The organism is Rhizobium sp. KNZ2-6A, assembly GCF_056755475.1.
This window is the reverse complement of sequence record NZ_JBNDIC010000090.1, coordinates 1-12596: the sequence shown is the minus strand read 5'-3', so window position 1 is coordinate 12596 and position 12596 is coordinate 1. Positions and strand designations below refer to the sequence as shown.

Below are 12596 nucleotides of genomic sequence, written 5' to 3'. Positions count from 1 at the left end.
ATGGCGCATTTGCACGATGAGGCGTGATCCCCTACCCTGCAAAACGGGCGTGATGCACTTGGGTTAGCTTCTCCACGGCATTTTAGAGATGCGACACATAGGCCAGTTAGAGATGCGACAGTCGTCGCCTCTTGGGATGCTGGTCGAACGTCAGCATTGGGGAGCAAGATTAGCGACGTGCAACGTGGCTGCGGCCATCTGTGTTCGGAGTCGTCATGTCTTGTTTGATTATCATGTCGCAGAAGGAATTACATCGCCTAGAACGTATTCGCGAAGTTCGCCGCGGCAGCCTGACGGTGGTTCGGGCTGCTGAGTTGTTGGGGCTCAGCCGCAGCCAGGCGCATCGGCTTCTGCAAGCCTATGACCGGGACGGAGCCGCCGGTCTGACGTCGAAGAAACGCGGTCGTGCGAGCAACCGACGCCACAGCGAGGATTTCCGCAACCTGGCTCTCGACCTGGTGCGTGAGCATTACGCGGACTTCGGGCCGACCTTGGCGGCGGAGAAGCTAGTTGAGCGCCATCGGATATCGGTCAGCAAGGAGACGCTGCGCCAATGGATGACCGAGGCCGGCATCTGGATATCGCGACGCGAGCGCAAGCAGCGTGTCTTCCAGCCGCGCGGCCGGCGCGATTGTTTCGGTGAACTGGTTCAGATCGATGGATCGCATCACTGGTGGTTCGAGAGCCGCGGTCCCAAATGCGCACTGCTGGTCTACATCGATGACGCCACCGGCAAACTATTGCATCTGCGGTTCGCCGGATCGGAGAACACCTTCGATTACCTCCATGCGACGAAGGCCTATCTGCAGCAATGGGGCAAACCTCTGGCATTTTACAGCGACAAGCACGGTGTCTTTCGTTCGACCCATGCCTCGGAGAAAGACCGGACAAGTAGCCGTATTGATCGGAAAGCTCACTGTAGAATTTCGTCCCCGGCTCACTGCCATAGTGCAGATTGATATCGCTGCGCTTGGCGGCGCGGTCGCTAGCCCGGAAGAACTCGACGGGAGGCGTCGCCTTAACGGATCGTAGCCGCGGCAAGGCACGGGTCCCGAATTTCAGAGCACGGTCGACAATGCGATTTCACGCCAGGTGTTGACGGCGCTGGCGCGGAGTTGGCGGTGGCCTGCGGCAGTGAGCTGTTTCCGATGGAGATGAAAGAGGTTGGCGATCTGGCCATGAACCGAGACGAAACGTTGACATTGCCGCGCCGATTTGAAGCGCATCATCCGCCTCTCTCGTCGCCGCAGCGGAAGATGAGAATTTTCGGCGCGGTTGTTCAACCCCTTGTGCGATCGATGCTCAACGCCGGGCATCAACTTGGCTTTCGCGGCAGCATAGGAGCGCAGCTTGTCGGTGACCATCACCCTGGGCGTGGCTCCCTGGCTTTTGAGCAGCTTACGCATCAGCCGCAGCGCAGCGCTCTTGTTCCTACGGCTTTGTAAAAGCGCGTCGAGAATAAAGCCTTCGGCATCGACGGCACGCCACAGCCAGTATTTCCTGTCCTTGATCGATACGACAAGTTAATCAAGATGCCATTTGTCGACAAAGTTGCCGCGTGATCGCTGCCGGAGTTGATAAGCGAATTTGAGGCCAAATCTCACCACCCATTCCGACACTGTCTGAAACGATACTTCAATTCCGCGTTCGGCAAGCAGGTCTTCGACATCGCGGAGGCTCAGCGGAAATCGATAATAAAGTCACACGGCATGGGTGATAATCTCGGCTGGAAAACGATGGCGGTGGTAACGGGTAAACGGTTCTTCGGTCATGCTGGTCGAATATCACCTCGATCAGCAAATTCCGTTAAGGCGACGCTACCGATGAGGCGGCTCGATAGCAAGCAGTTCAATCTGCCCGACCGTGATGATCGCGAGAATCCCCCCTGCTGCGCCAGAACTCCCGTTCTTCCTTCTCCGTCATGAAATCATCCGGCTCCAGAGCCGGGGGATCGCTTTCCTGGGGATAGCCCGCCTCCAGGAAGCGCTCGGCCTCGAGATAGGCATAAGCTTCGGGGCGGAGCTCGACCTCCAAAATGTGCACCGCCACTTCGCCGGAATATTCCGAAATCGGTTCAACATAGGAGTAGGTTGCCCATGGGAAAAGCTTGATCATGATCTCATGGAGGTCATGCGCGCGAAGACGATAGTCGATGTGCACATCCGGCTCTTGCCTTTCGCCCTCGCCGACGTAGATGCGGAGATTGCAAAAGATCGCAGTCGTATCGCCCCACTCGTCCCATACGAAAAACGTTGTTTGATCCTGCATTTCCTGCATCAGCGCGCGATCAAGGGCAAATGCGGCGCGCATGAGGGACTCCGGATCGGACGTCATCGCCTCTTCGAAGCAGAGCCTGGCCGCGGCATCAAGCACATTGGCCGTCGGAATGACAATCGACCATTCCGCTTCCGTAATCTCGCACAGCCGCGTTTCAACCTGTTGCCACAGCATCAAGCCGCTTTCGGGATCAACGACGATCACCCAAACCGGCAACGAATGCCTCGTCCAGTAATCGAGGTGTCTTTTCTCTCCGCGATAGAGGTAGCCGCTCTGTCTTTCGCGCGTGGGCAATACGGATCTGATTTTCAGCGGCAAGAACCTACCAGTCGGCCGACCGTCATCAAGGATTTCGACGCGCGCATCGATACCGGTGTCCGAACTTGGCAGCCTACGGAAGGCCCATTGGAAATCTCGGACAAAAACCTTTTCAACTGCACCGATCGCCAGGCGGACCGCGGGATCCATCTCTTGATCGATCGGCTTTTTGCGATTGACGTGTGGCGGCGTTGACGCAGGTGAAATAATCCAGCGCCAGATGAGCGCAATCAAGGCACTCGTTGTGATAAATCCAGTTCGCAGAAATCGAAGCATTGAAGCTCGCCGTCACGAAGCGCGGCCTCCCCTATTCACATGTTCAAGCAATGCAAGAAGACCTCTGAGAATGTCGTGTGGCGACGGCGGGCAGCCGGGAATATGGAGGTCGACGGGGATCACTTTCGAAACACCGCCGATGACGGCGTAGCTACCCGCAAAACAGCCGCCGTCGCGGGCGCAGCCGCCGAGTGCCACGACCCATTTGGGAGCCGGCGTGGCGTTATACGTTCGTTCCAGCGCTTCCCGCATGTTCTTCGTCACCGGCCCGGTCACGAGCAGCACGTCGGCATGGCGCGGCGAGGCGACGAAACGGATGCCGAAGCGTTCTATATCGTAAAAAGCATTAGTCAGCGCGTGCATTTCCAGCTCGCAGCCGTTGCAGGAGCCGGCATCGATGGCGCGGATCGACAGACTGCGGCCGAACCGCCGACGGGATGCGGCGCCGATGCCGACGGCGAGTTCCTCCATCGCGGCATCGGAGGGAAGCGGCGCCGGTTCCGTCAGCGGCAGGTGGATCAAACTTTCGAAGAGGAGCTTTCGCATGCGACCCTGCCCTTAAAGATCATGACCGGAATAGGAGCAATTGAACGATTTGTTGCAGAGCGGGAAGTCGGCAACGATATTGCCTTCAATTGCCGCCTCCAGCAGTGGCCACTGGAACCAGGATGGATCACGCAGATGGCAGCGTTCGATCCTTCCCCCTGGTGCAAGCCGTAGCCAGACCAGTACGTCACCACGGAAACCCTCGACGAGCGCCATGCCTTCCCGACGTTCACCGGCGGAAGGGATCGCGCTGAAGATCGGCCCTTCCGGAAGGCAGTTGAGAATATCGTCGATGAGCGATAGGCTCTGTTCGACCTCGCGAATACGGATCCAGACGCGGGCGTTGACATCGCCGTCATTGAGCACTGGAACGTCGAGGACCAGACCGTCATAAGGCGGGTAGCGCAAGGCCTGTCGAACATCGAAAGCGCGTCCGGAAGCCCGCCCGACGCAGCCGCCCGCTCCATACTCGCGCGCGAGCTCGCCCCGCAGCCTGCCTGTGCCGACCGTCCGGTCCTGCAGCGAGGCGGTGTTGTCATAGAGCTCCACCAAGGCGGGAAACCGGCGACGTATTTCGGCAAGCAAGCTTCGGAGGCTAGTGGCACCCTCACCAGTCAGATCGGTGGTGACGCCGCCGGGCACGATACGGTCGCGCATCAGGCGGTGACCGAAGGCGGCATCGGCTGTGCGCAACACCTGCTCGCGCAGCACGCCGCAATGGGCCAACATCAGCGGAAAGGCTGCGTCATTGCAGATGGCGCCGATATCGCCGAGATGGTTGGCCAGCCGTTCCAATTCGGCCATCAGCGCGCGCAGCCAGATCGCCCGAGGTGGAGCGACGAACCCCAGTGCGGCTTCGACGGCTCGCGAAAAGGCATAGGCATAGGCGACCGTGCTGTCGCCGGAGGTTCTTCCGGCGAGCTGCACTCCGCGAATAAGGTCGGCGCCATCCATCAACGCCTCGATCCCCTTGTGGACATAGCCGAGCCGTTCCTCGAGACGCACGACCGTCTCGCCATTGGCCGTGAAGCGGAAATGTCCCGGCTCGATAATGCCGGCATGCACAGGGCCGACCGGAATCTGGTGCAGACCTTCGCCCTCAGCACGCAAAAAGGTATAAGGACTGACCTCGCGCGACGAACCACCATGCTCCGCGAGAGGATGGCGCAGTTCCCAGCGGCCGTTATCGAGCCACGGCCGGCTGTCCGGCAAATCCCGAGGTTCGAGCCCGGTCAGGTCGCGGATTGACCGCTCCAGCCGCAAGGCCGGCGGGTGCAATTGTGCGACGGAAGGGTATATGCCACCTTCCAGCCCTTCCAGACTGAGGACACCGATCATGCCGGCTGGCTCATCGAGCAAGGCCATGTGAACTGCGCTTCCTTCGCCCCAAAGACCGAGCAGAACCAGGCGTCCATCGGACAGGGCCAGAACGGCCGATGTCCATAGAGCCGCATCAACGACGGCGCGCGGCCAGGGAGCGTGATCAGGAACGGAACGGCCCTTGTCGAGGATGTCACTCAGCATCGGCATCTTTCCTCCGCATCATCGAAGAAGGTTGGCGATATGCTGGAACCAGGCAACCAGCTCCGACGGCAGATAGACACCGGCAATGAGCACCAGCACGAGATGGGCATACATTGGCACATAGGATGCCTCGGCGGGAAGCACGCTGCCGCGCGGCTGGCCGAAGACTGCTCCCGTCAGCCGCAGCAGCAATGCACCGAAAGCGACCAGCAATCCAAAGACGAGCGGAATGGCAAGCAGCGGTTGCTTTGCGAAGGCCGAGCTGACGATCAGGAACTCGCTCATGAATATCCCGGCCGGCGGCAGACCGGCGATGGCGACGACGCCGGTTAGCAGACCCCAACCGAGCCCCGGATGCGTCTCGGTCAAGCCGCGGATAGCGGAGAGCCTTTGCGTTCCCTTGATCTGGGCAATATGGCCGACAGCGAAGAAAATCGCCGATTTGGTCAGCGAATGCATGACCATGTGCAAAAGGCCGGCGAAATTGGCGATCGGTCCGCCAAGGCCGAAGGCAAAGACGATGATGCCCATGTGCTCGATCGAAGAATAGGCGAACAGGCGTTTGATATCGCGGCGACGGTAGAGCATGAAGGCCGCGAAAATCAGCGAGGCGAGCCCCATCGTCATCATCAGCGGTCCAGGCGCAAGAGCTTCAGGATTGGCCGACAGCAGCATCTTGAAGCGCAGAACCGCGTAGAGCGCGACATTCAGAAGCAGGCCTGACAGGACCGCCGAAATCGGCGTCGGCCCTTCGGCATGAGCGTCCGGCAGCCAGGCATGCAGCGGTGCAAGACCGACCTTGGTGCCATAGCCAAGCAGCAGAAAGACGAAAGCGACGTTGAGAAGCGCCGGATCGAAGGCAGAAGCGTGATCGATGAGGATCGTCCAGACCATGGCATCATAACCTTCGCCGACGACGGGCTGTGCCGCCAGGTAGACGAGAATGGTGCCGAAGAGCGCGAATGCGATCCCGACGCTTCCCAGAATGAAATATTTCCAGGCAGCTTCCAGCGCCTCGTGAGTGCGATAGATGCCGACCATCAGCACGGTGGTGAGGGTTGCAAGCTCAACGGCGACCCACATCAGACCGATATTGTTCGACACGAATGCCAGATTCATGCCGAACATCATGATCTGATACATGGCATGGTAGAAACGAAGGTTCGCAGGCGTCAGCCGACCGGTTTCCAGTTCATGCGCGATGTAGCTGGCGCTGAATATGCTGGTGGTAAAACCCACGAAGCTGTTGAGAACGATGAAGACGATATTGAGATCGTCGACAAGCAGATATTGTCCCGGCACCGGCCGCGCGATCACGAACAAGGACAGAGCGGCGAGCAAGGTCAGCAAGCTTGCGAACACGTTCAGTCGCGCTGTTATCCGATAGCCGGGCAAAAGTGCCAGCAACACGGCTGCGGCGATCGGTATCACAAGAACGGCCGTCACCGCGTCAAAGGCCAAGATGAGGGAAAACGCATTCATTTCCGCCGCCGCCCCTTGAAGTCATCGAGCGCACGGACATCGACCGTGTCGAAGCGTTCGCGGATGCGAAATAGAAAAACGCCGATAACGATAAAAGCAATCAGGATCGAGAAGGCGACGCTGATCTCGACGACGAGCGGCATGCCCTTGGCGCCGGTTGCGGCAAGCACAAGCCCGTTTTCGAGCGACATGAAGCCGACGACCTGGCTGACGGCATTGCGGCGCGTGACCATGATCAGCAATCCGAGCAACAGGACCGACAAAGCGAAGGCGAGGTCCTCGCGTGCCAACGGATCCGCTTCCGGCGTCACCCGCAGCATCACCACCGTCGCCAAAGCCACGAGGCCGATGCCGGCGAGCATGGTGGGACCAATGCCGACGACGGTCTCGATCTCGCGGTGGATGCCGAGCTGGCGGATCATGCGATGGAGCACCACGGGAATGACGATGGCTTTGAAGACGAGAGCGATCGCCGCCGTGACATAGAGATGCGGAGCGTCCTGGACGAAAGCCTGCCAGGCCACCGACAGGGTCAATATCAGCGAGTGCAGCGCGAAGACGTTGAGCAGTGCGTAGAGACGGTCCTGATAGAGCATCATCATGCTGACCAGGACCAGGCCGCCGGCGAGCATATGGGCGATGTCGAAGACTGCCCCGTTCATCAAAGGCTCCTCGAAACGAAGCGGAGCAGCGTTGCGAGCAAGCCGAGCATGAGGGCAGCGCCTAAGAATTCTGGCACCCGGAAAACCCGCATCTTAGCGGTGGCGGTCTCGAACAGGGCAAGGAGAGCGCCGCCGAGCGCGAGCTTGGCGATATAGGCGAGCATGCCCGCCAGATAGGCGCCAGCCCCTTCGCCCTGCACGGCGAGTTTCCACGGCACGAACATGCAGGCGATCAGCGACATGTAGAGGAGGAGCTTCAGGGATGCAGCAAGCTCGATCATGGCCAGGTGCCGTCCGGAATATTCGAGCACCATGGCTTCATGCACCATGGTCAGCTCCAGATGTGTGGTAGGATTATCAACGGGAATGCGGGCGTTTTCGGCAATCGCGACCATGACGAGCGCGATCAAGGCGATTGCCAGCGAGACCCGCAGCCCCACCAGCGGGGAGGTCATGAAGGCGGCGATGCTCGAAAGCTGGGTCGAGCCCGCGATCAGGGCGAGCGTGAAGATGATCAGCAGCATCGACGGCTCTGCAAGCGTTGCGATCATCGCCTCGCGACTGGACCCGATACCGCCGAAACTGGTACCGACGTCCATTCCGGCGAGCGCCAGAAAGAAACGCGCGCTGCCAAGCAGCGCAATGATGGCGATCAGGTCAGCCGTCCAGCTAAAGATGAGACCGGTGGCGAAGGTCGGGATGATGGCGGCCGCGACCCAGGTGACAGTGAAGATGAGGTAGGGCGTCACCCGGAACAGCCATGACGCATTCTCGGCCAGCACCACTTCCTTGCGCAGGAGCCGCAGAATGTCGCGGTAGGGCTGGATCATGGAAGGCCCCCGCCGGCGTAGCAACCGCGCCTTGATCAGACGGATGAATCCGGTCAGCAGCGGCGCAAGCAGCACGACGAGCGCCATCTGGAAGCCTTGGACGAGGAGCGCGGAAATCACGACCATAGCGCCAGCACCAACAGCAGGAAAACGAGCGCGAGGAAGACCAGGCTCAGATAGCGCCGGATCGTCAGGAATTGCAGATGGTTGAGCTTTTCGGCGGCGAAGCCGACGGAGCCGACAATCGGCAGGTAGAGGCCTTCCCAGATCAGATCGTGTGTCTCGATGGCAAAACGCGCCGGCCGGAGATCGCCCGGCGCCGGCATGTCGACCCTCTCGCGAGCACGGAAAACCAGAGTCCCGAAAACACGCCGGACGGGCTGGGCGAAGCTGCTCGCCGTATATTGCGTTGCCGGGCTGATCTCGGGAAAACCGCAATCCCAGGCGGGCGCTCGGCGCAGCGCCCGCGAGCCGAAGCGGTGGACGAGATAAGCGGTCAGCGACGCCGAAAAGAGGGTGAATAGGAATACCAGAAGGCCATTGTAGGAACTGCGGCTTTCGGCAATTGGCGCGATCGATAGCCATGGAATATTCGTTTGTACCGGCATCCGCTCCCCGATCAGCGACAGCGTCACGGGCGCAAGTCCGTCGATGACGATCCCCGGCAGGATGCCGGCGAGAAGGCACAGCGCCGCCAAGACGGACATCGCCGAAAGCGAGAAGCGGTCGACCTCCGGCGCCTGTTCGGCCGCGATAGTGCGAGGACGGCCGAGGAAGGTCACGCCGAATGCCTTGATGAAACAGGCAGCCGCGAGCGCCGCCGACAAGGCCAGCAGGCCGCCTGCCGCCGGCACCAGGATCTTCACGCCCCATTGCGGCACGGCAGGGCTTTGCAGGATGGCCTGGAACGCCAGCCACTCGGAAACAAAGCCGTTGAACGGCGGCAGGGCCGAGATCGCGACGCAGCCGACAAGAAAGAAGACGCTGGTGACCGGCATGCGATGGATGAGACCGCCGAGCTTGTCCATATCCCGCTCACCCGTCGCCGTCAGCACGGCGCCGGCGCCGAAGAAAAGCAGGCTCTTGAAGAAGGAATGGTTGAGGACGTGGAACAGCGCGGCTGTCAGCGCCAGTGCCGCCGCCAGCCCCATGCCGCTAGCTTTGAAGGCAAGTGACAGACCGAGGCTGACGAAGATCACGCCGATATTTTCGATGGTGCTGTATGCGAGCAGCCGCTTGAGATCACTCTCCATCAGCGCCTGCAGTATGCCGAGCACAGCCGTTGCGCTGCCGATGATCAGGACGACGATGCCCGACCACCATGTCGGCATGCCGAGCAGGTCGAAGATCACCCGGATGAAACCATAGACTGCGACCTTGGTCATGACGCCGCTCATCAAGGCAGAGACATGGCTTGGGGCCGCCGGATGCGCTAAGGGCAACCAGACGTGCAACGGCACGAGACCGGCCTTGGAACCGGCGCCAAGCAAAAGCAGGACGAGCGCGAGACCGGCGGCGAGCGGTGTGTGCTCGGACATGCGAATGGCAGTAAAACCATAATCGCCACCAGATCCCGCAAGCAGGCCGAAGGCAAGCAACAGGGCCAGCGTGCCGAAGCTTGCCATGACGATATAGACATAACCGGCCCTCCGGTTATCGGCATCGCGATGGTGGGCCATCACCAACGCCCAGGATGCAAGCGACATGAACTCCCAGGAGATGAGGAAGGTGAAGGCATCGTCCGCCAGGATCACCAGGTCCATACCGGCGAGGAAGGCTGGAAAGAACGGCAGCACGCGACGCGGTGCCTGTTCGTGACGGCCATAACCAAGGGCGTAGAGAGCCGAAAGGGCTCCGCCGAGATTGACAACCATCAGGAAGAAAGCGGCGAGCGTATCGAGCCGGAAATGACTTCCCAGCCACGGCAAGCCGAAGGGAAGGGCAAGTGCCGGCGCTTCCACGGAAGGAAGGCCCGCGGCAAGATATGCGAGCGAGGTGACAAAGGCGATTGCGGAGAAAGCCAGGCTCGCACCATAGACAACCGGCGTCGATCGGGTCGAATGGGCAAGCGTTACCGCTAAGACCGCCGTCCCAAGCAATGCCGCCACGCATAAGAGCAAGCCGGCCAGCAGTGTCATGGCCTTGTCCTCGCTGAAGACGAGGTCGCCGATGGCTCGGCCGTTCCGCTTTCGGAGGCTTTCCTCTTCGACCTGAGCCTGACCCCTCGCCCGCCATCCACGCTTGTCGCGCCCTCGTTGATTACTTCGATGCCGGCGCTATCAAGGGCGGCCAGAAGGCGCATCAGAGAGTCGACGTTGCCGCGCACCACATCGGCGCTCGCCTCCATTCGCTGGATCGTCGGAACAGAAATCCCCGCCAATTCGGCCAGTTGGCGCTGGTCGATTCCAAGAAGGGCCCGGGCGGCCCGCATCTGAGCGGCAGTGATCACGATTCAACCATCGCTTATCGTGCACGGACTCTGATAATTGACGCCCATGATGTGCCTATTGATGTCTGAAATCAAGATTCTGATGTGTCAGCACATTTTTGATACGAAGCGCCGCTTGTTAAGGCGTAATAGCTGGGAGTAGGTTGAAATCGTTTCAGCAACAGAAAAGACGCCAGACCATCTTCGCTCTCCCGGCTACTACCCATATGCCGTCCCGCCAATAGCTCACGCCACCACATGCTTGTAAGACAGGGTTCTCACCGTAACGAAAAGATCGATCGCGGCCTGGCGGCCTCGCTTGCCGCCATTGCCGGCGCCTTGAACGCGTCAGCCTTCTATGCTGTCGGCTTCTTCTCCGCCAATATGACGGGCAACGTCTCCACGCTGTCGGATCATCTCGCCATTGGCCAATGGCTCTCTGCCCTGTTCTACGGCGGGATCGTGGTGGCCTTCGTACTTGGTGCTGCGGTATCGACACTGATCGTCAACGAGGGCCGCCGCCGTAACGTCCAGGCTATTTACGCCTATAGCATTCTGACCGAAGCAGCACTGCTCGCCCTCCTCGGCTGCGCCGATCTCTGGCTGCTGGCCACCTGGCGCGTACCGGTTCTCATTCTCGGCTTAGCTTTCCTGATGGGCGTGCAGAATGCTGTCGTCACCCGCATCTCGGATGCCCGGGTGCGCACCACGCATGTGTCCGGCATGGCCACCGATCTTGGGATCGAGATCGGAATAGCATTCGATATTTTATGCGGACGCGAGCCCAGGACCGAGGCGCGACACAATCTGGCTAAGCTCCGGCTGCACTTTTACACGATCTCTGCTTTCTTGATCGGCGGCATCCTGGGGGTCCTCATCTACCGTACCGTCGGCGGCTACCTTCTGATCCTGGCTGCGGCCCTGCTCACTGGGATCGCACTCGATGCAATCCGGCGAGCGAGAAAGATGGCAGGCACTGGGGTCCCTTCCCGCCCGAGACGGTGAAAATCCAACGTCTCGAAGGCGTGCCCTAAAAGCATGCCCAACGAGGCAAGCGTTATTCAACGATATTGTTGCCGTTCGGTCCCGAGCGAAAATTTAAGCTTCAACATTCATCCACGAATACAGTTTTATAGAGTATAATTTCGGCCGCTCAACCATGTTTAGCGGCTGATTGAAACCGATCAAGCAATCCGCACAACAATGCCGCTATCTGTACTTGAGAGCTCCTTCATTAGCGATAACTTGTTAATAATATTCGTGAATTAGATTGAGCAACGGATGTGTCAGGGAAACGGGCACCTTCCCCCGGAAAGGATCGACCCTAGATAAAATAGCACATTTCCAACGCAGATTTTGCAATTAGGGGTTTAATTCAATTGACGATAATGCCGCAAGAGCTCGTTGATCGATATGTCGGCAGCTTCGAGGCATTTTCTCGTGATGCGATTATCCGGCATCTCGATGCTTTGGGGGGCAATTCAAATTGGAAATGGACTGTAACTCCAGGGGAAAATGGAGACTACGCGTTCCGGATCGCAAGGCAGCCTCTCCTGTCGACATCGATTGTCCATGTGGACCATTCCTGCGGTCTCGACGCAATGGCTAGGCACGATATACCGCGTGTGTGCATCGCTTTCGTGTTGGCGGGAGAGGTTGAAGTCTACGACCGGCATACGCGCCAGACATCACATATTTCGGCCAATCAGGTCGCAACCATCAAAGGCAGGATGGGAACGCGGCTCCGCATTAAGCCTCGGAGCTCCTGGCTGGTGTTTCAAATTCCTGAAGCGAAGCTGCAACGGTATTTCGAAGAGCTGACGGGCAAACCTTACGCCCAGGAATTCGCCCTATCACCCACCTGCTTTCGTAAAAACGATGCGCAGGATCTCTACCAGACACTTCGACAAGCCGAAGAAGACCTGAAGACTGCCAATCCCGCGGAAACAGTCATGCTTGCCAGAGCTTACAAGGAACTGACGCTGACCAAGCTCTTTGCCAAGCTGCCCCACAATCTGAGCGATACACTCGACCAAGGTATGCTTGTGGCTGCGCCGCGGCAACTCTTGAGAGCGGAAACCTTTATGCGCGAAAATCTATACAATCCGGTCACGCTGGAAGAAATCGCAAATGCCGCCGGCTGTAGTTCGCGGGCGCTGCAACGTATGTTCCACACCTATCGTGCGGATACCCCGATGGCCATCTTATGCAACTATCGGCTTGCAGCGGCGTATCTGTCTCTTATACACATCT

The 12596-nt window shown here is 59.3% G+C and carries 10 protein-coding genes and 2 pseudogenes; 3 read left to right on the top strand and 9 right to left on the bottom strand.

The window, feature by feature from the left end; translation table 11 throughout:
* Nucleotides 1-215: 215 nt before the first annotated feature.
* Nucleotides 216-893: pseudogene (locus ACPYOP_RS31875) on the top strand (ISNCY family transposase); the annotation flags it as partial.
* 165 nt (nucleotides 894-1058) lie between these two features.
* Here ACPYOP_RS31875 and ACPYOP_RS31870 read toward each other — a convergent pair.
* From ACPYOP_RS31870 to ACPYOP_RS31830, 9 genes and pseudogenes are all read right to left on the bottom strand, one after another.
* Nucleotides 1059-1772: pseudogene (locus ACPYOP_RS31870) on the bottom strand (IS6 family transposase).
* A 76-nt stretch (nucleotides 1773-1848) separates the two neighbouring features.
* On the bottom strand, nucleotides 1849-2871 hold the full coding sequence (locus tag ACPYOP_RS31865) for a DUF4365 domain-containing protein (protein WP_481414211.1): 1023 nt from the start codon (nucleotides 2869-2871) through the stop codon (nucleotides 1849-1851).
* Between the two features lie 12 nt (nucleotides 2872-2883).
* Nucleotides 2884-3417, bottom strand: a complete 534-nt coding sequence (locus ACPYOP_RS31860; protein ID WP_481414210.1) for an NADH-quinone oxidoreductase subunit B family protein — start codon at nucleotides 3415-3417, stop codon at nucleotides 2884-2886.
* A 12-nt stretch (nucleotides 3418-3429) separates the two neighbouring features.
* Entirely contained in the window at nucleotides 3430-4947 is a 1518-nt protein-coding gene (locus ACPYOP_RS31855; protein WP_481414209.1) for a hydrogenase large subunit, read from the bottom strand.
* 12 nt (nucleotides 4948-4959) lie between these two features.
* Nucleotides 4960-6423 carry a hydrogenase 4 subunit F gene (locus ACPYOP_RS31850; RefSeq protein WP_481414208.1) on the bottom strand — a complete coding sequence of 488 codons (1464 nt, stop codon included), beginning with the start codon at nucleotides 6421-6423 and terminating at the stop codon, nucleotides 4960-4962.
* Entirely contained in the window at nucleotides 6420-7085 is a 666-nt protein-coding gene (locus ACPYOP_RS31845; RefSeq protein ID WP_481414207.1) for a hydrogenase-4 component E, read from the bottom strand. The genes ACPYOP_RS31850 and ACPYOP_RS31845 overlap by 4 nt, the downstream gene beginning before the upstream one ends.
* Nucleotides 7085-8041: a respiratory chain complex I subunit 1 family protein gene (locus ACPYOP_RS31840; RefSeq protein ID WP_481414206.1), complete on the bottom strand. Its 957-nt coding sequence runs from the start codon at nucleotides 8039-8041 to the stop codon at nucleotides 7085-7087. The genes ACPYOP_RS31845 and ACPYOP_RS31840 overlap by 1 nt, the downstream gene beginning before the upstream one ends.
* Nucleotides 8032-10053 carry a hydrogenase 4 subunit B gene (gene hyfB, locus ACPYOP_RS31835; RefSeq protein ID WP_481414205.1) on the bottom strand — a complete coding sequence of 674 codons (2022 nt, stop codon included), beginning with the start codon at nucleotides 10051-10053 and terminating at the stop codon, nucleotides 8032-8034. The genes ACPYOP_RS31840 and hyfB overlap by 10 nt, the downstream gene beginning before the upstream one ends.
* Nucleotides 10050-10364, bottom strand: coding sequence for a helix-turn-helix domain-containing protein (locus tag ACPYOP_RS31830; protein WP_481414204.1), 315 nt, complete (start codon nucleotides 10362-10364; stop codon nucleotides 10050-10052). The genes hyfB and ACPYOP_RS31830 overlap by 4 nt, the downstream gene beginning before the upstream one ends.
* Nucleotides 10365-10601: 237 nt before the next feature.
* Here ACPYOP_RS31830 and ACPYOP_RS31825 point away from each other — a divergent pair, with 237 nt between their 5' ends.
* Complete coding sequence (locus ACPYOP_RS31825; RefSeq protein WP_481414203.1) at nucleotides 10602-11348, top strand: YoaK family protein; 747 nt, start codon at nucleotides 10602-10604, stop codon at nucleotides 11346-11348.
* A gap of 383 nt (nucleotides 11349-11731) precedes the next feature.
* On the top strand, nucleotides 11732-12596 hold an 865-nt coding region (locus tag ACPYOP_RS31820; RefSeq protein ID WP_481414212.1), incomplete at its 3' end, for an AraC family transcriptional regulator.

Bases quoted from the DNA above. Each gene is read 5' to 3' on its own strand.
- ACPYOP_RS31840 (WP_481414206.1), bottom strand. From the start codon at position 8,041: ATGGTCGTGATTTCCGCGCTCCTCGTCCAAGGCTTCCAGATGGCGCTC.
- ACPYOP_RS31845 (WP_481414207.1), bottom strand. From the start codon at position 7,085: ATGAACGGGGCAGTCTTCGACATCGCCCATATGCTCGCCGGCGGCCTG.
- ACPYOP_RS31865 (WP_481414211.1), bottom strand. From the start codon at position 2,871: ATGCTTCGATTTCTGCGAACTGGATTTATCACAACGAGTGCCTTGATT.
- ACPYOP_RS31825 (WP_481414203.1), top strand. From the start codon at position 10,602: ATGCTTGTAAGACAGGGTTCTCACCGTAACGAAAAGATCGATCGCGGC.
- ACPYOP_RS31855 (WP_481414209.1), bottom strand. From the start codon at position 4,947: ATGCCGATGCTGAGTGACATCCTCGACAAGGGCCGTTCCGTTCCTGAT.
- hyfB (WP_481414205.1), bottom strand. From the start codon at position 10,053: ATGACACTGCTGGCCGGCTTGCTCTTATGCGTGGCGGCATTGCTTGGG.
- ACPYOP_RS31850 (WP_481414208.1), bottom strand. From the start codon at position 6,423: ATGAATGCGTTTTCCCTCATCTTGGCCTTTGACGCGGTGACGGCCGTT.
- ACPYOP_RS31860 (WP_481414210.1), bottom strand. From the start codon at position 3,417: ATGCGAAAGCTCCTCTTCGAAAGTTTGATCCACCTGCCGCTGACGGAA.